Annotated in this window: 20 protein-coding genes and 1 tRNA gene; 16 read left to right on the forward strand and 5 right to left on the reverse strand. The window is 62.0% G+C overall.

Annotated features, from left to right (window positions below):
* The 4 genes from B3H86_RS13340 (at position 1) to polA (ending at position 6,155) form a co-directional block, all read left to right on the forward strand.
* Positions 1–1,722, forward strand: coding sequence for a sensor histidine kinase (locus B3H86_RS13340; protein ID WP_292054735.1), 1,722 nt, complete (start codon positions 1–3; stop codon positions 1,720–1,722).
* A gap of 95 nt (positions 1,723–1,817) precedes the next feature.
* On the forward strand, positions 1,818–1,955 hold the full coding sequence (locus B3H86_RS13345) for an entericidin A/B family lipoprotein (RefSeq protein ID WP_292054737.1): 138 nt from the start codon (positions 1,818–1,820) through the stop codon (positions 1,953–1,955).
* 129 nt (positions 1,956–2,084) lie between these two features.
* Entirely contained in the window at positions 2,085–3,152 is a 1,068-nt protein-coding gene (gene obgE, locus B3H86_RS13350; protein WP_292054739.1) for a GTPase ObgE, read from the forward strand.
* Positions 3,153–3,260: 108 nt separating this feature from the next.
* Positions 3,261–6,155, forward strand: a complete 2,895-nt coding sequence (gene polA, locus B3H86_RS13355; RefSeq protein WP_292054742.1) for a DNA polymerase I — start codon at positions 3,261–3,263, stop codon at positions 6,153–6,155.
* 77 nt (positions 6,156–6,232) lie between these two features.
* Here the strand turns inward: polA and B3H86_RS13360 are convergent, their stop codons facing one another.
* Positions 6,233–9,541: a TonB-dependent receptor domain-containing protein gene (locus B3H86_RS13360; RefSeq protein ID WP_292054745.1), complete on the reverse strand. Its 3,309-nt coding sequence runs from the start codon at positions 9,539–9,541 to the stop codon at positions 6,233–6,235.
* A gap of 372 nt (positions 9,542–9,913) precedes the next feature.
* Between B3H86_RS13360 and B3H86_RS13365 the strand changes: the two genes are divergently transcribed.
* Complete coding sequence (locus B3H86_RS13365; RefSeq protein ID WP_292054748.1) at positions 9,914–10,225, forward strand: GNAT family N-acetyltransferase; 312 nt, start codon at positions 9,914–9,916, stop codon at positions 10,223–10,225.
* Between the two features lie 58 nt (positions 10,226–10,283).
* Positions 10,284–11,507 (forward strand): NAD(P)/FAD-dependent oxidoreductase, encoded by a 1,224-nt coding sequence (locus tag B3H86_RS13370; RefSeq protein ID WP_292054751.1) that lies wholly within the window; start codon positions 10,284–10,286, stop codon positions 11,505–11,507.
* Here B3H86_RS13370 and B3H86_RS13375 read toward each other — a convergent pair.
* The gene (locus tag B3H86_RS13375) at positions 11,504–13,216 is read right to left on the reverse strand and encodes a hypothetical protein (protein WP_292054754.1); all 1,713 of its coding nucleotides are present in this window, start codon (positions 13,214–13,216) and stop codon (positions 11,504–11,506) included. The genes B3H86_RS13370 and B3H86_RS13375 overlap by 4 nt on opposite strands.
* Before the next feature lie 206 nt (positions 13,217–13,422).
* On the opposite strand from B3H86_RS13375, the gene B3H86_RS13380 reads away from it, so the two are divergent.
* From B3H86_RS13380 to B3H86_RS13400, 5 genes are all read left to right on the forward strand, one after another.
* Complete coding sequence (locus B3H86_RS13380; RefSeq protein WP_292054756.1) at positions 13,423–14,133, forward strand: response regulator transcription factor; 711 nt, start codon at positions 13,423–13,425, stop codon at positions 14,131–14,133.
* Positions 14,102–15,700, forward strand: a complete 1,599-nt coding sequence (locus B3H86_RS13385) for an ATP-binding protein (RefSeq protein ID WP_292054759.1) — start codon at positions 14,102–14,104, stop codon at positions 15,698–15,700. The genes B3H86_RS13380 and B3H86_RS13385 overlap by 32 nt, the downstream gene beginning before the upstream one ends.
* Positions 15,697–16,122, forward strand: coding sequence for an HPr kinase/phosphorylase (locus B3H86_RS13390; protein WP_292054762.1), 426 nt, complete (start codon positions 15,697–15,699; stop codon positions 16,120–16,122). The genes B3H86_RS13385 and B3H86_RS13390 overlap by 4 nt, the downstream gene beginning before the upstream one ends.
* A 110-nt stretch (positions 16,123–16,232) precedes the next feature.
* Positions 16,233–16,637: a PTS sugar transporter subunit IIA gene (locus B3H86_RS13395; RefSeq protein WP_292054892.1), complete on the forward strand. Its 405-nt coding sequence runs from the start codon at positions 16,233–16,235 to the stop codon at positions 16,635–16,637.
* Complete coding sequence (locus B3H86_RS13400; protein ID WP_292054764.1) at positions 16,634–16,912, forward strand: HPr family phosphocarrier protein; 279 nt, start codon at positions 16,634–16,636, stop codon at positions 16,910–16,912. The genes B3H86_RS13395 and B3H86_RS13400 overlap by 4 nt, the downstream gene beginning before the upstream one ends.
* Before the next feature lie 9 nt (positions 16,913–16,921).
* Here B3H86_RS13400 and B3H86_RS13405 read toward each other — a convergent pair whose 3' ends face one another.
* From B3H86_RS13405 to B3H86_RS13415, 3 genes are all read right to left on the reverse strand, one after another.
* Positions 16,922–18,445 carry a VOC family protein gene (locus B3H86_RS13405; protein ID WP_292054767.1) on the reverse strand — a complete coding sequence of 508 codons (1,524 nt, stop codon included), beginning with the start codon at positions 18,443–18,445 and terminating at the stop codon, positions 16,922–16,924.
* Between the two features lie 65 nt (positions 18,446–18,510).
* A complete protein-coding gene (locus B3H86_RS13410) occupies positions 18,511–19,128 on the reverse strand; it encodes a glutathione S-transferase family protein (protein WP_292054770.1) in 618 nt (205 codons plus the stop codon).
* A gap of 193 nt (positions 19,129–19,321) precedes the next feature.
* Positions 19,322–19,397, reverse strand: a tRNA-Ala gene (locus B3H86_RS13415).
* A 120-nt stretch (positions 19,398–19,517) separates the two neighbouring features.
* Here B3H86_RS13415 and B3H86_RS13420 point away from each other — a divergent pair.
* From B3H86_RS13420 to hisS, 5 genes are all read left to right on the forward strand, one after another.
* Positions 19,518–19,841 carry a YggT family protein gene (locus tag B3H86_RS13420; protein ID WP_292054773.1) on the forward strand — a complete coding sequence of 108 codons (324 nt, stop codon included), beginning with the start codon at positions 19,518–19,520 and terminating at the stop codon, positions 19,839–19,841.
* 129 nt (positions 19,842–19,970) lie between these two features.
* Positions 19,971–20,852, forward strand: a complete 882-nt coding sequence (locus B3H86_RS13425; protein WP_292054776.1) for a 3-hydroxybutyryl-CoA dehydrogenase — start codon at positions 19,971–19,973, stop codon at positions 20,850–20,852.
* Positions 20,852–21,406: a hypothetical protein gene (locus B3H86_RS13430; protein ID WP_292054779.1), complete on the forward strand. Its 555-nt coding sequence runs from the start codon at positions 20,852–20,854 to the stop codon at positions 21,404–21,406. The genes B3H86_RS13425 and B3H86_RS13430 overlap by 1 nt, the downstream gene beginning before the upstream one ends.
* Before the next feature lie 28 nt (positions 21,407–21,434).
* Positions 21,435–22,634, forward strand: coding sequence for a DUF418 domain-containing protein (locus tag B3H86_RS13435; protein WP_292054782.1), 1,200 nt, complete (start codon positions 21,435–21,437; stop codon positions 22,632–22,634).
* A gap of 41 nt (positions 22,635–22,675) precedes the next feature.
* Complete coding sequence (gene hisS / locus B3H86_RS13440) at positions 22,676–24,211, forward strand: histidine--tRNA ligase (protein ID WP_292054785.1); 1,536 nt, start codon at positions 22,676–22,678, stop codon at positions 24,209–24,211.
* The last annotated feature ends 230 nt before the right edge of the window (positions 24,212–24,441 follow it).

Genomic DNA, 24,441 nt, shown 5'->3' on the forward strand with positions numbered 1-24,441 from the left:
TTGTTCGGCAAACCTTCTGACCGGAGACGGCGCAGGCGGATCGAAGGCATTCGCGCGCGCCTGGGTCTGGCGATGGCCGTGGCCCTGCTGCCGTTTATGGTGCTGGGCCTGTTTCAGGTACGCAGCGAATATCAGCAGCAGATCTCCAACCTGCAGGTGGACCTGCGTCTCGCAGCTGAAAACAGTGTACGTGATGCGGAATCGACCTTTGATCGTGTCAGCGTGCTGCTGGGTATTCTGGCCCCCGAAGGCAAGAGCTTTGACTGCAATGCAAGGCTGAACGGCATTGCGCGCGCCGTTGACGATGTCCAGGATCTCTACAGGTTCGGTGCCGACGGCTCCACCCTATGCTCCTCTGAAAGCGGGGGCGCGTGGGTCGTCGAAGACATCAAGGACAGCTGGTGGTTCAAATCCCTGGAAAAGGGCGAGACGAACCGGATCATCGCGCTGGACGGTGTCGGGCCGCAAAGCCGGCTGGTTCTGGCCCAGCGCGCCACACGTCCGCTGGGCGGATTCGACGGCGTGCTGATCGCGACCATTCCGACTTCCATCCTCACCAATCCGGAAGACGACCCCTATCTGCCGCCCAACAGCCTGATGGGACTATTCGATATCAACGGACGGGCTTTGACCCCGACGGCCAATCTGGGCTTTGGCGACGAGGCCGCGCACCTTCGTAAATGGCTGCCGACCCAGTCCGAAAATCAGGGCGAAATTCTAAAGGCCAGAGGCGCGGACGGCGTGAACCGCCTCTATGCGGCATCCAAACTCAAGGACCAGAACGTCTATGCGGTTATTGCGGCACCGTCCGCATCGCCGTGGTTCTGGGCGCGCAACAATCCCATACGTTTTCTGGCCCTGCCGCTGGCAGCGTGGCTGACGGCATTTGCCGCCGTGATGCTGGCATCGGAGCGGATCATCATCCGCTGGCTCGACTATCTGGACAGGATCGCCGCCATCTACGCGCGGGGGCGCTATTCGATCCGTCCGGTACAGGCCGAGAATTCTCCGCTGGAGATACGCCATCTGGCCGAGACTATGGATGAACTGGCCGACAATATCGCCAGACGGGATGCGGCCCTGACCGAGGCCCTGCACGAGAAAGATGCCCTGCTGCGCGAAATCCACCACCGCGTAAAAAATAATCTGCAGATCATCTCGTCTCTTCTGTCCATGCAGCAACGCGCCGTGGACGACCCTGCCGCCCGCGCCGCCCTGGGCGATACACGGCAACGGATTTCCGCCCTCGCCCTCATTTATCGTACCCTGTATCAGGGCGAGGATGTACGCCACGCCGAAGCCGAGGTGTTCCTGAGCGAGCTGGTCGGGCATCTGGTGGCATCGGAATCCCTGCGCGGCCCTGTGGTGAAAAGCTCGATCCAGTCCGATCCGCTCAACATCGATCCGGAAAAACTGGCTCCGATGGCGCTCTGGCTGGTCGAGGCAATATCCAATGCGCAAAAACACGCCTTTGCCGGGCGTGGCGGCGAGTTGAAGGTGAGGTTCCGTGTCGATGGGGAAACCAGCACCCTGGAAGTCGAAGACGACGGGCCGGGCATGGGTGAAGCCAGCACCGGCGTGGGACTGACCCTGATGACCGCCTTTGCCAAACAGCTTCGCGGTACGGTCACAACGACACAGGCTCCCGCCGGCGGCACATTGGCAACCCTGGTGTTCGAGACACCGCGCGCACCCGACCATCCTGTCGAGCAGATTCACTGACCGCAGCAAAGTATTCGGAACCAGTCACGTCCCGTCACGTTCTGATCGCAAGGCTCATGCCGCCCTCTCTCTCGAACGGACTAAAGGATAACGCTATGCGTAAACTGATCGTGCTGACCGTCGTCGCCGCCGCCCTGGCCACCTCGGCTTGCAACACCATCCAAGGCCTTGGTCGTGACACCCAAGCCGCTGGTTCGGCTGTTGAGGGCGCTGCTCGCGACGCCAAGAACTAAGTACAGTAGCTTTCAGTAAGCTTTGTTCGAGGGCTCTTTCCTGTTGGAAAGGGCCCTTTTCGCTTTCCGTTTTGCGCTTCAAGCGGCACTGACCTGTAAAAAGCCACCAAGATCGGCCATAAGGCGCGCATGAAGTTCCTCGATCAGGCCAAAATCTACATTCGCTCGGGCAACGGCGGCGCAGGCTCCGTGTCCTTCCGACGCGAGAAATTCATTCCCAACGGCGGTCCCGACGGCGGCGATGGCGGTCGTGGTGGCGATGTCTGGATCGAGGCCGTGGACGGCCTGAACACCCTGATCGACTACCGCTACCAACAGCATTTCAAAGCCCAGACGGGCCATCACGGCCAAGGCCGCCAGATGCACGGCGGTAAGGGCGCGGACATTGAACTGCGCGTTCCGGTCGGCACCCAGGTCCTGTCGGAAGACAAGGAAACCGTCATTGTCGACATGGACAAGGCGGGCAAACGCTATCGCCTGCTGGCGGGCGGTAACGGCGGCTGGGGCAACACCCGCTTCAAGGGGCCGGTCAATCAGGCTCCGACCCACGCCAACCCCGGCCAACCGGGTCAGGAAATGTGGGTCTGGCTGCGTCTGAAGCTGATCGCCGACATCGGTCTGGCGGGCCTCCCGAACGCGGGCAAGTCTACCTTCCTGTCGGCCGTGTCGTCGGCCAAGCCCAAGGTTGCGGACTATCCGTTCACGACGCTGGTGCCGAACCTCGGCGTGGTGGACCTGTCGCCAACCGAGCGTTTCGTCATCGCCGACATCCCTGGCCTGATCGAAGGGGCCAGCGAGGGTGCGGGCCTGGGGACGCGCTTCCTCGGCCACGTCGAACGCTCGGCCAGCCTGATCCACCTGATCGACGGCACGCAGGAAGATGTGGTGGGTGCCTACAACATCATCCGTGGCGAGCTGGAAGCCTATGGCGACGGTCTAGCGGACAAGGCCGAAATCCTTGCGCTGAACAAGATCGACTCCCTCACCGAGGAAGAGCGCAACGAAAAGGCCGACGCCCTCGAAGCCGTGGCCGGACGCCGTCCGCTGCTGGTATCGGGCGTGTCGGGCGAAGGCGTGACCGAACTGCTGCGCGCGGCCTATGCCGAGGTGCGCAAGCTGCGCGGTGACCGCGATGTGGTCGCCGAAGAGGAAGACGATACCGTCTATGAAACGCCGGGTGGCTGGTCCCCGCTCTGATAGCGGCCCCTCCCCCGATTTCCGCAAACCCCGTCCCGTCAGCCGACCGGACGGGGTTTTGTTTTTTGCCGTGATGACGGCGGCCCCGCCGCCCCCTATTGTGCCCCTATGACCGAAGCGACCACCGACACCCCCGCCACAACCGACAACAAGCCCGTGCGGCTTTGGATGATCGATGCCTCGGCCTATATTTTCCGGGCCTATCACGCCCTGCCGCCGCTGACCCGCAAGTCGGACGGCCTGCCGGTGGGCGCGGTGCAGGGCTACTGCAACATGCTGTGGAAGCTGTTGAAGGACACCAAGGGCGAGGACGGCCCGACGCACCTGGTCGCCATTTTTGACCATTCGGAAAAGACGTTCCGCAACGACCTCTACGATGGCTATAAGGCCCACCGCCCGCCCGCGCCCGAGGATCTGGTGCCTCAGTTCCCGCTGGTGCGCGAAGCAACCAAGGCCTTTGGCGTGCCGTGTGTCGAACTGGCGGGCTATGAGGCCGACGACCTGATCGCCACCTATGCCTGCAAGGTCCGCGATGCGGGCGGCGAGGCCGTGATCGTGTCGTCCGACAAGGACCTGATGCAGCTGATCGGTGACGGCGTGGTCATGTGGGACCCGATGAAGGACCGCGTGCTGGCCGAAGACGCAGTCTTGGAAAAGTTCGGCGTCACCCCTGACAAGGTGGTCGAGGTTCAGGCCCTGATCGGCGACAGCGTCGACAATGTTCCGGGTGCTCCCGGCATCGGCCCAAAGACTGCTGCCCAGTTGATCACCGAATACGGCGATCTCGACACCCTGTTGGCGCGTGCGGGCGAGATCAAACAGCCCAAGCGCCGCGAGACCCTGATCAATTTCGCCGACCAGATCCGCATGTCGCGCGAACTGGTGAAGCTGACGTGCGATGCGCCCATACCGGAACCGGTCGAGGATTTTGCGCTGCGCGATCCAGACCCCGCCGTGCTGGGGGCTTTCCTCGAAGAGATGGAGTTCCGCTCGCTGCTGCGCCGCGTCGGTGACGGCAAGACGACCGACAACGGTAGCTCGGCCTTTGCGCCCAAACGCGCTGCGCCGATGGCAGCACCGGTCGCCACCCCGCGCTATGGCGATGCCAGCGTGACCGCCGCCGAAGCTCAGACTTTTGACCGCAGCGCCTATGAGTGCGTGACCACCATCGAGGCACTGCAGGCATGGATTTCCCGCGCGCAGTCAGTGGGCGTCATCGGCTTTGACACCGAGACGGATCGCCTGTCCTCGACGCATGGCGAACTTGTCGGTCTGTCCCTGGCCATAGGCCCCAACCAGGCCTGCTATGTACCGCTGGCCCACAAGAACGAGCCCTCGGCAACCGGCGGCGGACTGTTCGGCGACGAGCCGTCCGAGGCCGCGCCCGTCATTCAGATCAACCGCGACGAGGCGCTCAAGGCACTCAAGCCGCTGCTGGAAAGCCCGAGCGTTCTCAAGGTGATGCAGAACGGCAAATACGACATCACCGTCATGGCCAATCAGGGCATTACGGTTGCTCCGGTCGATGACACCATGCTGCTGTCATACGTGCTGGGCGGGGGGCTGCACGCGCACGGGATGGACGAACAGGCAAAGCGCTTGCTGGGCCATGAGTGCATCCCGTTCAAACAGGTGGCCGGTACAGGCAAGAGCCAGAAGTCGTTCAAACACGTCGAGCTGAAGGCGGCGACCGAATACGCCGCCGAGGACGCCGATGTGACCCTGCGCCTTTGGCAAATCCTGAAGCCGCAACTGGCCGAGCAGGGCCTGCTGACCGTCTATGAGACGCTGGAGCGCCCGATGCCGTCGGTCCTGTCGGACATGGAGCTGGCGGGCATCCGTATCGACCCTGCCCTGCTGCGCCGTCTGTCCAGCAGCTTTGGCCTGCGCATGGACGAGCTGGAGAAGAAGGCCCACGAGGTTGCGGGCCGTCCCTTCAACATCGGCAGCCCCAAACAGATCGGCGAGATTCTGTTCGGGGATATGAACCTGCCCGGCGGCAAGAAAACCGCGTCGGGCCAGTGGGGGACCGATGCCTCGGTGCTGGAAGACCTGGCGCTGACGCACGAACTGCCGCGCCTGATCCTGGACTGGCGCCAGCTGTCCAAGCTCAAGAGCACCTATACCGACGCCCTTCTGGAAGCGATGGATACCAAGACCGAGCGCGTCCACACCAGCTATCAGCTGGCCGCCGCCTCGACAGGGCGCCTCGCCTCCTCCGATCCGAACCTGCAGAACATTCCGATCCGCACCGAGACGGGACGCGAAATCCGTCAGGCCTTCATTGCGCGAGACGGCCATGTGCTGATTTCCGCCGACTACAGCCAGATCGAGCTGCGCCTGCTGGCCCACATCGGCGACATTCCAGAACTGAAAAAGGCGTTCAAGGCGGGCCTCGACATTCACGCGGCCACAGCATCGGAGATGTTCGGCGTGCCGATCGAGGGCATGCCGTCCGAGACGCGCCGCCGCGCCAAGGCGATCAATTTCGGCATCGTCTATGGCATCTCGGCCTTCGGTCTGGCCAATCAGCTGGGCATCGATCAGGGCGAGGCCGGTGCCTATATCAAGACCTATTTCGAACGGTTCCCCGGCATCCGCGACTATATGGACCGCATCAAGGAAGCGGTGAAACGCGACGGCTACGTCTCGACCATCTTCGGCCGCCGCATCCACATTCCGGCCATCCATTCCAAGTCGGGTGCCGAGCGCCAGTTCGGCGAGCGGGCCGCCATCAATGCCCCCATTCAGGGTGCCGCCGCCGACATCATCCGCCGTGCCATGATCCGCATGCCCAAGGCGCTTGAGGATGCGGGCCTGAAAACCCGCATGCTGCTGCAGGTGCACGACGAACTGGTGTTCGAAGCGCCCGAGGCCGAGGCCGAGCGCGCGCTGAAGATCATCAAGTCGGTGATGGAAAAGGCCGCCGAACCGGTCGTCGCCCTCAGCGTTCCTCTGGAGGTGGAAGCCAAGGCCGCCGCCAACTGGGATCAGGCGCACTAAACTTTCCGAGTTCATTTAGGCAAAGAAAAGGGGCACCCGGTTCGACCGGGTGCCCCAAGTTCTCTCCAGCTTATCGATTAGCGCTGATAGTTCAGGCCGATCGAGAAGCGGCGACCGAACGGGTCGAGGTTGGAGTAGATGTTACCACCAACCCAAACCGGCGGCTCGGCATCGAACATGTTCACGACACCGGCGCGCAGGGTCAGATCGTCACGGACCTTATAGCGAACGGTCAGGTCGTTACGCATGAAGTTCTCGAGACGCTGATAGCGAGGCTCGCGGTTGTCCCAGTTGGTGACGGTTGCGACACGACGGTTCAGATCTTGAGCCGATTGCCAGTCTGCAGTCCAGGTGACCGAGAACTTCTCGTTCGGCCGCCAGGACAGGTTCGACGACATACGGACACGCGGATAGTAGACGTTACCTTCCGAAGACGTGAAGTCAGCCGGGTTGTCGATGTTGTTGAAGTTCTTCTGTTCGATCAGCCACGAGCCGTTCAGCGAGTGCTCCAGACGACCCATGTCGCGGCCCATGAAATCGCTCAGATCCCAACGGTAGCGAGTGGTGAAGTCCAGACCGCGCACTTCACGACGGGCGTAGTTCAGCGAGTCCTGCACGAACGAGGTGATGACCATGCGGTCGTCACGAGGCGTTGCAGGATCGTTGACCAGAGAACGGGTCACGCGGTCACAGTTTTGAGCGACCAGCGTGTTCACCGGACCCGATACGCAGAGCGCCACGTTGGTACCGACAGCCACCGATGCAATCACGTTGTCGATCGCGATTTCATAGTAGTCCAGAACCAGTTGGAAGTCCGGGATAAAGCGCGGCTGCAGAACCACCGAGAAGGTGAAGGATTCCGATTCTTCCGGCTGCAGGTCGGGGTTACCTTGGTTGAAGCCGGCAACGCTCGACGGATATTCCGGACGATAGGCGTTCGTTGCGAACTGATCAGCGAAGTTGAAGGTGTTCGGAGCAAAACCGATGCTCTGAGCCAGCAGTTCGCAGTTTGCGAGACGGCGGGTCTTAAGCTCTTGATCTTGCAGGGCGTTGAGTTGGCGGGAATCGCAGACATCGGTCGGTTGAGCGAAAGTCTGGGTCGCCGGCGAGTAGTTTTCGCCCAGCGACGGTGCACGAACCGAGGTGTTGAAGCTGGTCTTGACGGCGATATCCGGGATCGGACGATAGACTAGGTTCACACCGTAAACGTCGCTCGCACCGAACTGCGAAAAGTCCGAGTAACGGTACGAGGCAGTGAACTCAGCGTAGTCACCCAGAACGGATTCACGGAAGAGCGGGATGCTGATTTCAGCAAAGCCTTCCTTCACCGAGTAGTCGCGACGCAGGAAATCCGGACCAGTGTTGGACAGCAGCCAGCGACCAGCAGTGGTCTTGTCGCGGCCGGTACCCTCGGTCACTTCCTTACGCCATTCGCCACCCAGAGCGAAGCCGATAGGGCCTGCGCCCCACATATCCCACAGCTGACCGGAGACAACGCCCATGACATCATGCTGTTCGTTCATCTGATCGACGATGATTTCCGAACGCACATAGTCCAGAGCTTCCTGCGACTGGTTGCCCTCACCGAAGATGTTCAGCGGCACGCACTGTTGGATATCGGGATCGTCAGCGCCGATCCGTGCGGGGCCCACACCTTGGCCGGTCAACGGGTTGAACGGGTTACGGTTCGTAACCAGACCACCGTTAGCCGTTCCCAGTTGGACGCGGCAGACGATCTTGCCCGGCGTACCCAGCACGCCCAGGGTGTCCACGACCGAATCCAGGGCATAGCTGAAGCGCTCGCCGTCAACCGAACGTTCGTAGTTCCTGTTGTCGACGCGGCCATAGGTATAGCCGATGTCCCAGTTCAGGTTCTTGATAAAGCCGAGCTCGGCCAGTTCGCCATCAGCCGAAATCACATAGCGCTGGAGCTGCTTCTCGTTCAGCTGCGGACGGGTCAGGGTCCAAGCCGAATAGCGGGCGAACGGCATAGCCTGTGCCGGGTTGGTGACACCACCATAAGGCACACCACCGGCACAACCTGCCACCGTCAGACAGTAGACCGGCTGCACGTTGTTCTGGATCGCCGTACGCAGGTTAGCGGGCAGGAAGGCATTGTCCAGACGGGTCAGGAAGGCCGACGGACCCGAGGTACGCGCGCTGAGGATCTGGGCCGAGTCCGTCGCGCTGCCGACGTTCGCGATGTAGACGTCAGCGAATGCGTAACCCGTGGCCAGATCGGTGGTTTCGTCCTGATACTTAGCCTCGGCGTGGATGTTGATGTAGTCGTTGACCTTGAAGTTCATGCCAACTTGGTAGAGTTGGCGTTCGCTTTCCGGATAGACCGCGTCCACGTTGAAGGTGGTGTTCGGGTTCAGGCCGTCACCGCCGACGTTGGTCACGCGGTTGGTACCGGTCTGCTGTACCCAGGTGCCGAAGTTTGCCAGGCGAGCGTTCAGGCCGTCAAAGACCCAGGTACGGGTCGGATCGACGCCAAAGCACATCGATTGCGTAATGCCAGTGGTACATTGGGCGGTCGGAACGATGTTCGGATTGCTCGTCGGGCTCGGGATGTAGTTACCGGCCAGGGTCACTTGACCCCACTTCAAGAGCTGCAGGGTGCGGACGTCACGATACAGCACGGCGTCCCACACACCGTCTGCCGGTGCAGCGGTCGGATCGGCATCGTTACCGGTGAAGCTCCAACCGTCGCGCAGCCAGTCGATGTCTTCGGCGTCAAGGCGCTCGCCTTTTTCGTATTCAGCGTAGCCATAGAGGTTCAGACGGTCATCGAAGAAGTTGCGGCCAACCAGACCTGCGATGCGGTACTGCATCTGGCCGTCCTGGTTGATCTGTGCCGCGCGAGCATCGATTTCGATGCCTTCGAAATCGTCGCGGAGGACGTAGTTCAGAACGCCGGAAACAGCGTCAGCGCCGTAAACCGACGAGGCACCGCCCGTAACGATTTCAATGTTGCGGACCAGCAGGCGCGGAATGACGTCCGAGTCAACCGACAGCGAGCCAGCGGCCGAACCCACGTGACGGCGACCGTTGACCAGCGAAAGGGTACGGCCCGAGCCAAGCGAGCGAAGGTTCGGCAGCGACAGACCACCAGCGTTAAGCACGCCAGCGGTGGTGTCCGAAGGAACCTGCGAGTTCATCAGAGCCGGGATGGTGGCCAGGTATTCGATGACCGAGCTCTGACCCGTTTCGATCAGCTCTTCCTTCGAAATCTGGATCAGCGGCGTCGGCGCCGTAGCCGGATCACGACGGATGCGCGAGCCCGTAACCACGACTTCCTGGACTTGGGTGACTTCATCAGACTGACTGCTGCTGCCGCTCTGGGCATAGGCCGGCAATGCCATAGCGGCACAACCGACAATCATAGTCGAGCTGAGAAGCGCGTTTCTCATCGTAATCATAAAGGTCCCTCCAACCGGATAACGCCGGCATGTCCTGATACAGACACAGGTTAGACACAATTATTATAACGACGTCATCTTACTATTTGCGACTTTGGCAGGCCCGATCGCCCAGAACGTTAACCATTCGGCAAAGCTGTATTTTCTGCCAGCCGTCCGCCCGCCCCACTGGTGCCGAAAATTTCCATGATATTTCAATAAGAAAACAGCGTTCTTCAGGAGAGCTTGCGAAGCCTCGCGGAAACACCAATTTCTGAACGACTGAAATCGACCGCAGGATTAACATTGCATTTTTGATAACACCCGTTGCCAAAAATCCTCACGACAGGCCGAATTATGACCAACCTATCCCCCATCCGCGACAACCAGAACGAGCATCGGTACGAGCTCGAAATCGACGGCCAACTGGCCTATGTCGAGTACAACAATGTTGCCGGCGGGCGTCTGGTGTCCAAGACGCTGGTGCCCAAGGAACTGGAGGGTCAGGGCATTGCCTCGCGCCTGGCCAGGCATGTGTTGCAGGATATTCGCGACAAGGGGCTGAAAATCCTGCCGACCTGCACATTCTTCGCCGCCTATATCCAGAAACATCCGGACGAGTACCGCGATCTGGTACAGGACGGATACAAGGCGGTTCTGGGTCTCTGATCCCGGCATGACGAAGGGCGGGTTCGCTTTCCCGCCCGACGCCTGCTAGGGCAGGCGAATGAAGAACAACACCCTAGATGTCCTGATCGTCGGCGCCGGTGCCGCCGGCATGATGTGCGCCATCGAAGCAGGCAAGCGCGGTCGCCGCGTGCGCGTGATCGACCATGCCCGCGCCCCGGGCGAGAAGATCCGCATCTCGGGTGGCGGTCGCTGCAACTTCACCAACACGGGCATCCATCCGGCGGCCTATCTGGGCGAGAACCCGCGCTTTGCCCTGTCGGCCCTGAAGCGTTTCTCGCAGCACGACTTCATCAAGATGGTCGAGCGGTACCGCATTCCCTATCACGAGAAAACCCTCGGCCAGCTGTTCTGCGATGACAGCGCCAAGGACATTATCCGTATGCTGACCGACGAGATGCGCGCGGCGAGCGTGACGCTGTCTCTCAACCTCGGCGTGAAATCGATCAGCCGGAACGGCACCGTTTACAGCATCGATCTGGACGATGGATCCCGCATCGAGGCGCAATCGGTCGTCATCGCCACGGGAGCCAAGTCGATCCCGAAGATGGGTGCCACGGGATGGGCCTATGACGTCGCGAAACAGTTCGGACTGCGTGTAACCGAGACACGGCCGGGATTGGTACCGCTCACGTTCGAGCCGACATTGCTGGAGAGTCTCAAGCCGCTGGCCGGCGTGTCTCTGGATGCCGTGGTGCGCCACCGCCTGCCCAAGGACGCCGACCCGAAACGCCCGGCTAAGCCGACCGAATTCCGTGAGGGCCTGCTGTTCACCCACCGTGGCCTTTCAGGTCCGTCGATCCTGCAGATCAGTTCCTATTGGCGCGAAGGGGAAGCCATCACCATCGATCTGGCACCGGACACCGACGTTGCCGCCGCGCTGTTGGCCGCCAAGAACGAGAACGGCAAACAGATGGTCCATACCGCGATGGGCCACATCGTACCGCGTCGTCTGGCCGAGGTTCTGTGCGAGCGCGCCGGGCTGAAGGGCAAGCTGGCCGAACAGGGCGACAAGAAGCTGCGAGCCCTGGCCGAGAGCGTAAACGGTTGGAGTGTCAAACCCGTTAGCTCCGAAGGTTACCGAACGGCCGAAGTGACGCTGGGTGGCGTGGACACCATGCAGCTGGACCAGCAGACGATGGAGGCCAAGGCGGTGAAAGGCCTCTATTTCATCGGCGAGGCCGTGGACATCACCGGCTGGCTGGGCGGCTACAACTTCCAGTGGGCGTGGTCGTCCGGCTGGGTCGCGGGTCAGGCGGTCTAGGCCGCGACACCTGCCGCCTTCATGATCGGCACTATGGCCTTGACCAGTTCGGGGTTGGATTTCAGAGCCTCGCGGTCTTCTGCAGTTCGCACCAGACGGACGATTTCCGCGCGGGCCAGATCCCCCAGCTTGCCGACAGGGGCCGCCTCGCCCGATGCCAGTTTCAGCAGGATGGAAAGCCGCTGCCCCAAGGGGACAGGGGCCTTGGTAATCTGCTGTAGCAGCCGGCTTTCCTCGGCGATCTTGGTGCCCAGATTACCGAGCGCGACGAGGGCGTTCTCGGCATCCTTGCCCGCCAGGCCTGCCGTCTCGATGCTGCGCTGAAGGCGGCGCAGCGCGGCCAGTTTCTGCGTTGGCGGTGTGCCCGGCGCGCGCATTTCAGCCTCGAAACGCAGGGATGCGACGCAGGCCTCCAGCCAGCGGGCCGCAGCGCGTTTGCTGGCACCGCCCGTCACATTGTCACTCAGTCGCGCCAGCTTTTCGGCCTCGGCCATGACCGTAGGACAGCCCTGTACATAGGCCCCGACAAAGTCAGCCGTCACGAGCGAGCGCGAACGTTCTATGAAGGCGTTCTGCACTTCTTCCAGTGTCAGCAGACGACCCGCCGTGGCGGTCAGCGACATGGCCAGAGCCCGCAGGATATTGATCTCGCCCTCGGCATCTCCGGGACAGAGGCGCCGCTGGCTGTTGAGTTCGCTCAGCACCATCTTGGCCAGGGCGGCCGCGACTTGCGGGAAACTGCCCGCCGCAAGCTTTTCGCCCAGTCGCACCGCAGGTCCATCCACCGGCGGGACAAGAAGCATCAGGCGCGGATCGTGGGAGATCACCGCCGTCACCTCGTTCGGCGCCACCATGCGCACAACCGCCGCGAGTGTCGCCCCCTGGTCCAGAGATGGACCGAAGAGATCCGGCAGATTCCAGCGGGCCGCCAGCATTTCACAGAGTATCTGCTCGATCGGCACCAGTATCATCGCCCGCAGCGGTCCGCTCTCGGGGGCCTGATCGCATAGGTCCAGCAGGGCCGTCAGGCGTGCGCGCGATCCACGAAGCCCCTGAAGCGCCAAAGCTATACTGCCTCCCATGCGAAAGGCGCGTTCCTGCTCGCCTTGCAGTTTTTCGGCAATCCTGGCGATGGGCATGGTGGCAGGGTCGATGAAGTCGCCCTTGCGGCCCGCCCTGATCACCCGTTCGACCGCCTGGTCGGATAGTTTCTGATAGGTGCGGATCAGGCCATGCAGATCCTGGCCGGTGGCTTGGGCCTCGGGCACCGCCACCTTCTGGATCGCGTGCTGGACCTCGACACCGGAGGCGTCCAGGCGCTCTGCCAGTACGGGCGAATGCAACAGCTCGAACACCGTCGCCCCCTGACGGCGCAGCCAGTCCTCAAGCACACGTCCCAGGCTTTCACGCGCATGTACGGTATAGAGGTCGGCCGGAGTACGGCAGGCGGGCCCCGCCGGAGCCTCGGCCTTGGGCTTCTTCCTGACGGGATCAGGTGCGCCCAGTCGCAGCACGCTGACGCTGGCGAACTCCATCGTCGCCGGATTGAGGGTTTCCTTGGTGACCTTGACCGAGGCGGCGATCTTGTCGCGCATCACTTCTTCGGCGGTCGTTATGGCGTGACGCCTGTCCTCGCTGGCCATAAGCAGGGTCCAGTTCGCTGCGGGCGTTTTGCGAACATAAATTTCGTAGTGAACCGGACCGGCCATGAATATCCCGCAATTCTTGTGACCCCTGATCATGACACAGGGGTTTTAAGGCATAGTTTCGTATGTTCGCGGTTCAGAGCACTTGCAGCAAAACGCAAAAGCCCCATTTCATGTGGCTCTAATCTGTCTTAATCATAACGAACGGTACCGCTCGCCGCGCGTTGTTTACGGCAACCCCGTCCGCGTTCGCTCGCAAGGAGAAGCCCTTGGCTAACATCACCCTGGTCGATGACGACGAGAACATCGTCGCTTCCGTTTCCCTGGCGCTGGAAAGCCACGGCCACAAGGTAACCGCATACCATGACGGTGCCTCCGGTCTGGAAGCGCTTGAAACCACGCCTCCGGATCTGGCGATCCTGGATGTGAAAATGCCGCGCATGGACGGCATGGAAGTGCTGCGCCGCCTGCGCCAGACCTCGAATCTGCCCGTCATCATGCTGACGTCCAAGGACGAGGAAATCGACGAGATCCTCGGCTTCAACCTTGGGGCTGACGACTATATGCACAAGCCGTTCAGCCAGCGCCTGCTGATCGAACGCGTCAAGGCCCTGCTGCGCCGCGCCGGTGTCGAAGGCATCGACATGGCTGATGCCTCGGGTGCCAGCGACGCCAACAAGGCGATCAAGCGTGGCCCGCTGGCTATGGACCCGGCCCGTCACGAATGCACCTGGGACGGCAAGCCGGTGAAGCTGACCGTCACGGAATTCCTGCTTCTGCAAGCCCTGGCCCAGCGTCCCGGTTTCGTGAAGAGCCGCGACAACCTGATGGACGCCGCCTACGACGACCAAGTTTACGTCGACGACCGCACCATCGACAGCCACGTGAAGCGCATGCGCAAGAAGTTCCGCATGGTTGACCCAGAATTCGACGCGATCGAGACCCTGTATGGCGTCGGCTACCGCTACCGCGAAAGCTAAGACTGACAAGCCGCGCAGACGGTTCCGTTTCGGCGGATCGCGTCTGGGCGGCTTTATGCTGGCCCTCAATCTTCTCAGCCTGCTGATTCTGCTCGGCGGGGCCCTTGCCCTGAACGAGTGGAGCCGCGGGCTGATCAATGCACGTCAGGAATCCCTGACCGTGCAGGCCGAACTACTGGCCAATGTTCTGGGCGAACTGGGCATTACCCAAGGCGACCCCTACCCTGCCCTTGATGATCGTGCGGCGGCTTTCTGGCTGCGCGACAACTTTATTCCGATGGGCCAGCGCGCCCGACTTTTCGATGCTGACGGTATTCAGGTCTCGGATTCCTACAGCGTCTCCGATGCCATTCCGGGCGAGCCTCTGCCACCGGCGAATCCGGCCGGCACCCCCCTCGCACCCGAACCCGATCCGGCCCTGATCGAACAGGCTCTTTTCAAAGCCGATGCCGCTCTGGCCTCCGAGGTGGAGCGTGCGCTTCAGGGCGAGTCACAGGCCACGATCCGCCGTAACGAGGAAGGCGAGCGAGTTGTCTCTGTCTCCCTGCCCGTTCGTCACGTCCAGCAGGTTCTGGGCGTTCTGACGCTGGAAGCGGGTGACGTGAACGAGACGCTGGCGGCCCAGCGCCGCGCGCTGATGCCGTTCGCCTTTGTCGCACTGGCCGTGAACCTGTTCGCATCCCTGGTCCTGCACCTGTTTGTGGCCCGCCCCGTACTGCGCCTGTCGGCTGCGGCAGATCAGGTGCGCCTGCAGCGTGCCCGCGCCATCTCCCTGCCCGACCTGACGGCCCGCAAGGACGAGGTCGGCGGTCTGGCCCGCGCGCTGGAAAGCATGACCGACACCATGTCCATGCGGATGGACGCTATCGAGCGCTTCGCCGCCGACGTGTCGCACGAGATCAAGAATCCGCTGACCTCCATCCGCTCGGCGCTGGAGACGCTGCCTCTGGTCAAGACCGAGGAACAGCGCCAGCGCCTGACCAACCTGCTTCAAAACGATGTGCGGCGTCTGGATCGCCTGATCACCGACATCTCCAACGCCTCGCGCCTTGATGCCGAACTGTCACGTGATCGTCCGCGCTCCATCGATCTGGCCGAACTGCTGGGCGACATCGTCGGCGTATACGAGAACAGCATGCGCGAGGGAGACATTCCGGTTCGCCTCGTCAACACTGCCGGAAATGGCACCAATGTCATCGGTCGCGACACGCCACTGGGTCAGGTGTTCCGCAATCTTATCGACAATGCGCGATCCTTCAGTCCGGCTGGTGGCGAAGTGCGTGTCTTCCTTGAAAAGGACGACAGCGCGGACTTCTGGCGCATACGTGTCGAGGACGACGGGCCGGGTATTCCGCCCGACAATCTCGAAACCGTGTTCGAGCGTTTCTATACCTCGCGTCCCAAGGGGACGGCATTTGGCACCAACTCGGGCCTCGGCCTGTCTATCGTGCGCCAAATCGTGAAAGCGCACGAAGGGTCGGTCTTCGCCGCCAACCGTAGCGAGGGCGAGGCCGTCAAGGGGGCGACGTTTACGGTACGCCTGCCCAACGCCGCCCGCCGGTCGTGACCACACCCACCCATCACGCCAGCGTTGTCGCCCTGCGCCATATGGGCGCATGGCGGGGCGTGTTGATCCGCGGCCGGTCCGGATCGGGCAAAAGCGATCTGGCGCTGCGTTTGTTGGATCAAGGGGCGCGGCTGATCGCCGATGACAGGGTGCACCTGTGGGCCAGCAACGGATGCCTGTACGCCCGCGCGCCCGCCACAATCAGCGGTATGATCGAGGTTCGCGGCCTTGGCATAGTGGCAACCTCGCCGCTGGATATGTGCCGTATCCGTCTGGTCGTGGATTTGATCGATACCGCGCCGGAGCGCATGCCCGAAGCCGAGTTTACCAGCTTGGCCGATATCCCGCTGCCCCGTATTGAGATCAACCCTCGCCCGATGTCGGCATCGACTGTGGTCGCTCGTGCCATAGAAGCCCTTTAACCCTTGGGGGTTTGGCTTTAAGACGTATGGTTTGCGAAGGGGGCAGCTCCAGAGCGCGACCGCGCCCTTTGCCATGTTTGACGGGTTTGGACCTTATTGGTGTTGCCTTCATGATCGGTCTGGTGATCGTCACCCACGGGGGCCTTGCCTCGGAATTCATCTCGGCGATGGAACACGTCGTCGGCCCCCAGCGCGGCGTCGCGGCCATATGTATCGGCCCTGACGACGATATGGAGCGCCGCCGTCAGGATATTCTCGATGCCTCTGCCGCGGTCGATGACGGCGATGGCGTCATCCTGCTGACCGATATGTTTGGCGGTACACCGTCCAATCTGGCGATTTCGGTCATGGAACAGACCAAGGCCGAAGTGATCGCCGGTCTGAACCTGCCGATGCTGATCAAACTGGCCAGTGTGCGCAGCCGCGAGTCCCTCGAGGCCTGCGTGGCCCATGCCCAGGATGCCGGGCGCAAATACATTTCGGTCGCGTCTTGGGTTTTGGCGGGGGACAAATGAGCCAGACGGCCAAGGCGACGCTATCCATCTGCAACCAGCGTGGCCTGCACGCCCGTGCGTCTGCGAAATTCGTGAAAACGGCCTCGGAATTTGAATCCGAAGTCCGCGTCAGCAAGGACGGCACCACCGTCGATGCCCGCTCGATCATGGGCCTGTTGATGCTGGGTGCCGGTATCGGCTCGACCATCGATGTCGAGGCCGAAGGCCCCGACGCCGATACGGCCATCACGGCTTTGACCGACCTGGTCGAACGCCGCTTTGACGAGGACCAGTAAGGGCGGCTGTCAAACGCCCTTCAGCCACGTCTCGATTTCGGCCCGATCGGCATCGGTCATCCAGTGACCGAAACCGATGACGCGATGACTGACATCATAACCCGAAGCCGATAGCCCGGAAGCGAGGGCTGTCGCCCGCTCCATCGGGATCATGTGGTCATTGTCACCCGACACCAGCAGCACCCGACCTGTGCCCGCGCTGGCTTCGATATCCCCTTCCAGAACCTTCATCCCGCGCAGCAGCACGGCCTGATGGACACTGTCGGGATAAAGCTGGGCCATTGCGCCGATCATATTGGCCCCGTTCGAATAGCCCAGCAGCATCAGCCTGTCCGGGTCCAGCGCATAGCCACGGATAGCCCCCGCGAGGAAGGCGTTGAAGGCAGCCGCTTCAGAACGGATATCGTCCTGATCGAACTCGCCCGGACCGAAGCGGCGGAACCAGCGCAGCTTGCCCTCTTCGGTCGCACGTCCGCGCACGGCGAGGATGGCGGCCTTCGGGTTGATCCGGTGCGCCAGTGGCATCAGATCGCCCTCGTCCCCGCCCGTCCCGTGCAGGACGACGATGGTGCTGCCGTCCATCTCTTCGGGCCAGTAGAAGCGATGGATGAAGGGTAGATCGCGTTTGGGACAACGCATCTCGCCCGGCCGTGCAAACTGCGGCAGGCGGATACTCAGCTCCTCGGCCACATGGGACATGATCTCGGGCGGGAATTTGAGCTTCTGGCCCAGTCGGTCGGCAGGCTCGTCGGCGGTCATACCCGGTGCGTCGGTCGCATATTCGATCAGCAGGCCCGAGGTATCGCGCACATAGAGCGACACGAAATACTGGCGATCATGCACATTGGTCGGGCCGTGATGGATCAGGTCCAGCCGCATCTGGCGCACGGCCTCGATATCGGGCGCACGGAAGGCGACATGGTCCGGCACCCCTGCCCCCTTCACCGACGGCGGAAAGCCCGTGACGGCATGGATGTCGACAATGTCGGTGTCGGACTTCAGGCGGGTGATAGCGCCCTCGGTGGCGTGGGGCCGATAGCCAAATTGTCCGATGAAGGCCGTCGTCGCCTCTGCCACATCACTGAGAACGGTTACGCCGCGGATATAGCACGGTGCCGTCACCGATCCCGATCCGGTCGCTGCCCCGCTGGCCACCAGTTTGATAATCAGCCCGTCGGGGTCCTTCAGACGCAGGACGGATTCACCGAACTCCTTCAGCGGCCCCTCGACAGGGATGTTGGCCGAGATGGCCCGCATCATCCATTCGCCCAGACTGTCCGCCGGAACCGCAAACGCGATTTCGGACACCTGTCCCAGCCCCGTGCGGCCACGCCCCGTCGCTTCCCACACAAGGAAGCTGACCAATGTACCAGGGCGACCTTGGGGATCACCATAGAACAGGTGCAGCTGTTGGGCATCCTCATAACCCCCCGTCTGCTTGACAAGGGAGAGGCCCAGAAAGCCCATGTAGAAATCCACATTGGCCTGCACATCGGCGGTAATGCTGGTGACGTGATGAATGCCCGTGGTCACAGTGTCTCTTTCAGAACGGAAATGGCCCCGCGCCATAACGGACGCGGGGCCAAATGGGTCACGCTTTATTTTCCGGCTTCGCGGTCCAGAACCTTTTGGACCGAAGGATCAGCCGCCAGGCGATCATGCAGGGCCAGCACATTCTGATACTGCGACAGCTTGCCTTCCAGCAGCTTCTTGCCCCACCGGATCATGGGGAAGGCATAGGCGTCGATCACCGACCTGCCGTCGAGGATCCACTCGCGGCCATCGAGATGTTCGTCGAGGATGGCGAACTGTTTGTGTGCCAGGGCATGTGCGGCTTCTACGACCTTGGCGCGGGCCTCGTCACCCTCGTCGGTCGTATAGCGGGCGGGCATGAAAATAGGCCAGAAGGCCGCATGCATGTCCGAGGTCAGGAACGATGACCAGCGGTGGGCCTCGGCCTTCTGGCGCAGGCTGTCACCTCCGGCAAGGTTCGCTTCCGGGTGTTTGTGGGCCAGATAGTCGAGGATCGCGCCCGCCTGTGTCAGCAACCAGCCATCATCCTCCCGCAGGGTCGGCACCGCACCGGCCGGATTGACAGCCAGCAGTTCCGGCGATCCGAACTGGACCTTTACCGCTTCATACGGTGCCCCGATCCACTCGAGAACGATATGGGGGGCAAGCGAACACGCACCCACAGCATAATAAAGAACAGGCATCGGTTCCTCCCTGGCAAATACGGCTCCGGACGTGCCCTCCCGGTGCCCGCCCTTCCATTGATCCTTCCCTACCCAACGCGTGAGCTATTTGGCGGCTCCAATCAGGCACAGGACAGAGGCGATGTTACCCTTCAGCTTGACGCTGCGCGCTCGCAGGCGGCTGCGCCGTGCAATGTGCAGGGAACATTGGAGGTGGTGGAGCCGAGGGGAATCGAACCCCTGACCTCGTCATTGCGAACGACGCGCTCTACCAACTGAGCTACGGCCCCATCGACAGAGGATGAGGTAAGAGGTCGCAGGCATGGCTGTCAACGCCAAGCAGGGTTGTTCTTGGCGGATTGGTCTACGACAGCTAGAACGACAGTCAGATTTATAAAAGCAGGCTGTATATGACCCCGCTGCAAGGCCTTATCGGCTTTCTCTTTTTCGTCTTGAACTCGGCGCTTCAACTGCTGTTGTTCGCCATCATCATCAACGCGATCATGAGCTGGCTGCTGGCGTTTGACGTCATCAACTACCGCAACCGTTTCGTCTATCAGATCGCGACGGGACTGGACCGGTTGACGTCCCCGCTGATGGCTCCGTTCCGCCGTTTCATTCCGCCACTGGGCGGTATCGATATCACGCCGATCATTGTGATCATCATCATCCAGGGCATCCAGAACTTCATCCTTCCGCCGTTGCGGATGACCGCGATGGGTCTGGCCGGCTGAGCGCGTTGGCATGGCGACACGCCCTAGGGAAATCGGCGCGCCGTCAACAATCGTGACTTGCACAGGTGCGGTTGGCTTCTCATGCTGGCCGTCGAATGTTTTTTCGGTGATGCGGAAACCAATAGAGTTATGAGCGGATTTCAGACCGTCGCCATTATCGGTGCAGGCCAGATGGGCGCAGGAATTGCCCAGACCGTGGCCACTGGCGGCTATGCCGTGCGGCTGTATGACAATGCGGAAGGGCGTGCCACTCTGGCTCTGGGTGAAGCGGCGGCCAGTCTGGCACGCCGCGCGGCACGCGGACTGATCACCGAAGACGAGGGCCAGAAGGCCGTTGCCCGCATAACCGTATGCGGGTCCCTGGCCGAAGTTGTCGCCGGCGCGGACTTTGTCATCGAAGCGGCCAGCGAGGACGAGGCCGTCAAGAAACAGGTCTGGAGCGAGGTACAGCCCTATCTGGAACCGCACGCCCTGCTGGCCACCAACACCTCTTCGATTTCCATCACCCGCCTGGCGTCAGTGACCGACCGCCCCGATCGGTTCATCGGTTTCCACTTCATGAAACCCGCGACGGTCATGCGCCTGGTCGAGGTGGTGCGCGGTATTGCGACCTCGGCAGCAACCTATGATGCGGCTGTGAGCTTTGCCGAGAGCCTGGGCAAGGAAACCACCGTCTCCGAAGATTTCCCGGCCTTTATCGTCAACCGCATTCTGGTGCCGATGATGAACGAGGCCATCTACACCCTCTATGAGGGCGTGGGCACCGTGACCTCGATCGACAAGGCCATGAAGCTGGGGGCCAACCACCCGATGGGCCCGCTGGAACTGGCCGACTTCATGGGTCTGGACGTCGCTCTGGCCATAATGAATGTGCTGCACGAGGGTCTGGCCGACAGCAAATACCGTCCCTGCCCCCTGCTGGTAAAATATGTCGAGGCTGGCTGGCTGGGCCGCAAGAGCGGGCGCGGCTTCTATGACTATTCGGGCGAAACTCCGGTACCGACACGCTGATGACCCATCACGAAGCATCCTCCGGCCCGTCCAAAGTGCTTGACCGCCTGCCCGGCGGTGAGCGCGTGACACCCCGCAAGTCGGTGCAGGCGCGCATGCTGGCGACGCTGGTGGCTGCCGCTTGGCCACCCATCCTTCTGACCTTTCCGTTGTGGCCGCCCCATCACCTGTGGGCAGGGCTGGATACGGACTGGCGCATTGTATTGCTGGTCGTAGGTCTGATTGCAGGCCCGATCGGCATGGCCCGTCTGGCCCAGGCCAAACGCCCCAACAATGCGACGTGGACGCGCCGCGCCGTGGTGGCGCGCTATGTTATCTACGGCGGCATTCTTGCCGGTTGCCTGCAACTGCTGATGACGGTTGCACAGTCCACGATTGCGGCCCTGTCCGGCGAAAGCTTTGTCCAGGCGCTCGGCGCGATGCAGGTCGTCGTACTGGTGTATGGCGTGCTGGGCATTCCACTGGCCCTGATGGTCGGTGTCAGCTACGCCCTGTGGGGTGGGCTTTGCGTGGCCTACATCGCCTATAGAAAGTCAGACACGCTGGGTTACTGATATCAAACACGTCTTGGGGAGGGCGGATGTGACTGATCAGGGACGCATAGGAAATCTGGATTCGTTACGCGGCCTGGCCGTGCTGGGCATACTGGTCGTCAACATCATGGCCTTTGCCTGGCCCATGTCTGTGTCACTGGACCCGGCCAGTGCGCCGTTCGCCCGTGAGGGTATATGGACCGGTTCGGACCAGTGGTTCCAATGGGTCGATCAGGTGTTCTTCCGCGACAGATTCCGCAACCTGTTCACCCTGCTGTTCGGGGTCAGCATTTTTCTGGTCGGGGGCGAGCGGACCGATGCGGCACGTGGACGGCTGCTGAGGCGTCGCCTTGGCTGGCTGGCTGTGATCGGGCTGATCCACGGTCTGGCCCTGTGGTACGGGGATATCCTGCTGTTCTATGCGTGGTGCGGACTGTTCGCCATGCTGGCCCGATCCCTGTCGGGCAAGACGCTTGTGATTGTCGGGACCGCTGTGACGGCTGGCTTCGCCGTCTTCCAAGCCGGTTTCGGCCTGATGATCCCTCTTCTGCCGCCCGAAATGACCGAAGCCATGCAGGGAGGTAGCGGATCGGCCTCGCTGGCGGGCGAGGCGACAGCCGTGATCGCACAGTACCACGCAGGATATGGTGCGGTCTTGATGCAGAACCTGATGGCGTGGCTGCTGGTCCAACTGTCCAGCCTGTTCATGCTGCCGTTCTCCAGCGTGCCGATCATGATGCTGGGCATGGGCCTGTACAAGCTGGGCTTTTTCCACGGACGGATGAACAACAGCCTTTATGCGGGCCTGATCGCCGTTACCGTCGTTATTTTGGCCGTGCGCGGATGGGCCTTTGCCCTCGAGATCGGGGCACCCGCAACGCAGACGCCCAGTCACGGGCTGGATGTGGTGACATCGGCCCTGTCGGTGCTCGTTTCGCTTGGCTATGCCGCCGTGGTCATCAAAGCCCCTGCCCTCTTCAGGGTATTGGCTCCCGTGGGACAGATGGCCTTCACGACCTATCTGGGTCAGTCCGTCATCATGGCCAGCTTCTTCTATCTGCCGTTTGGACCGGAATGGTTCGGGCAGATTGCACCGGGACAGCTGTGGCCGTTCATCATTGGCACCTGGATCGTGCAGATTGTGTTCGCGCACCTGTGGCTGAAACGCTTCCGCTGGGGACCCCTGGAGTGGGTGTGGCGTAGCCTGACACACGGTCAGCGGCTGCAGATCCGCAAATCCCTCCCCTAGTCGCATTGCAGCGGGACGTGTGATGGCTTAATCGCCACCCCATGACCGATACTGCACGCCCAGACACCCGCCCCGAAGCACGCTCACCCCGCGGTTTTCAGGACCGTCGCGGCCATGATCTGAGCGTGGAGCGCCAACTGATCGCGCGCGTGTCGGAAGTTTACGAGCGCTGGGGCTTTGAGGCCCTCGAGACGCCCGCCTTTGAGTATGTCGATGCGCTGGGCAAATTCCTGCCGGACACCGACCGCCCGAACGAAGGCGTTCTGGCGCTGGAGGACGACGACGACCAGTGGATGGCCCTGCGCTATGACCACACGGCACCGCTGGCCCGCTTTGCCGCGCAGAACTGGGAAACCCTGCCCAAGCCGTTCCGCCGCTATGCCTATGGTCCGGTGTGGCGCAACGAAAAGCCGGGCCCGGGCCGCTTCCGCGAGTTCTGGCAGTGCGATGCCGATACCGTCGGTTCGGACCGCCCCGAGGCCGACGCCGAAATCATCGCCATGGCCTGTGAGGGTCTGGGTGCCGCTGGCCTCGAGGCCGGTCAGGCCGTTATCCGCGTCTCGAACCGCAAACTGTTCGATGGCCTGTTCGACGCCGCCGGTATCACCGACACCAACCAGCGCCTGACCGCTCTGCGCGCCGTCGACAAATACGACCGTCTGGGTATCGAGGGTGTACGCCTTCTGCTGGGCGAAGGCCGTCTGGATGAATCCGGTGACTACACCAAGGGGGCCAATGTTCCGGCCAGCCTGATCACCAGCATCGAGGCCTTCCTTGCCTCGGCCGAACAGCCGGGCCTGTCGCGCGCCGAGGTTTTGGACGCCATTGCCAATGTCGGTGCCGGTCTGGGCGCTGCGGGCGAAGCGGCTCTGAAGGAACTGTCGGCCATCGACCGCGCCCTGAACGCTATGGGCGTTTCGCAGGACGCGGTGAAGTTCGACCCGACCATCGTGCGCGGTCTGGAATACTATACCGCCACCGTGTTCGAGGCCGAGCTGCTGCTGGAGACCAAGGACGAGAAGGGCCGCCCGATGCGCTTCGGCTCGATCGGCGGTGGCGGCCGCTATGACGATCTGGTCGCGCGCTTCACCGGCCAGCAGGTTCCGGCAACGGGCTTCTCCTTCGGTGTGTCGCGTCTGGCCTCGGCACTCAAGGCCGCCGGCAAGACGGGCGAAGGCCGCACCCGCGGCCCGGTGGTCGTCATCGTCTTCTCGGACGACGACATGCAGCACTATCTCGATGCCGTGGCCGAACTGCGCAACGCGGGCATTCCGGCAGAGCTGTACCTTGGCCGTGCAGGCATGAAGGCCCAGTTCAAATATGCCGACCGTCGCAACGCGCCCGCCGCCGTCATCCTCGGCGGTGACGAGATCGCTGCCGGTGAGGTGACGATCAAGGATCTGGACGCCGGTCGTGCCCAAGCCGCCACGATCGCCGACAACGAAGCGTGGAAGGCAGCCCGCCCCGGTCAGGTCAAGGTTGCACGCTCGGCGCTGGTGGAAACCATCAAAGGCATTATCGAACAACCTTCGACAAACAGCCCTACTCAGCAACAGGTTATCAGCGATAACTTATAAATCCTTCGATTCTGCCCCTTGCTTCGATTGACGTAGCGGCATGCTTCGGGTCAATTGAGATCACTCGAGGGACGCGGCGCTGTTAAAGCGAAGCAGTCACTTGGAGGCGTTTCGGGGAGGAAACGTCCGCTCCATCAGAGAGCGAGAAGGCCCGCTGCGATGTATCCCCCGCAGCGGGCTTTTTCATGCCTGGAATCCGCAGGTCAAGGATTGCCTCATCATGCCCTGAC

The organism is Brevundimonas sp. UBA5866 (assembly GCF_002432125.1).
In the GTDB taxonomy this organism is placed as follows: Bacteria; Pseudomonadota; Alphaproteobacteria; order Caulobacterales; family Caulobacteraceae; genus Brevundimonas.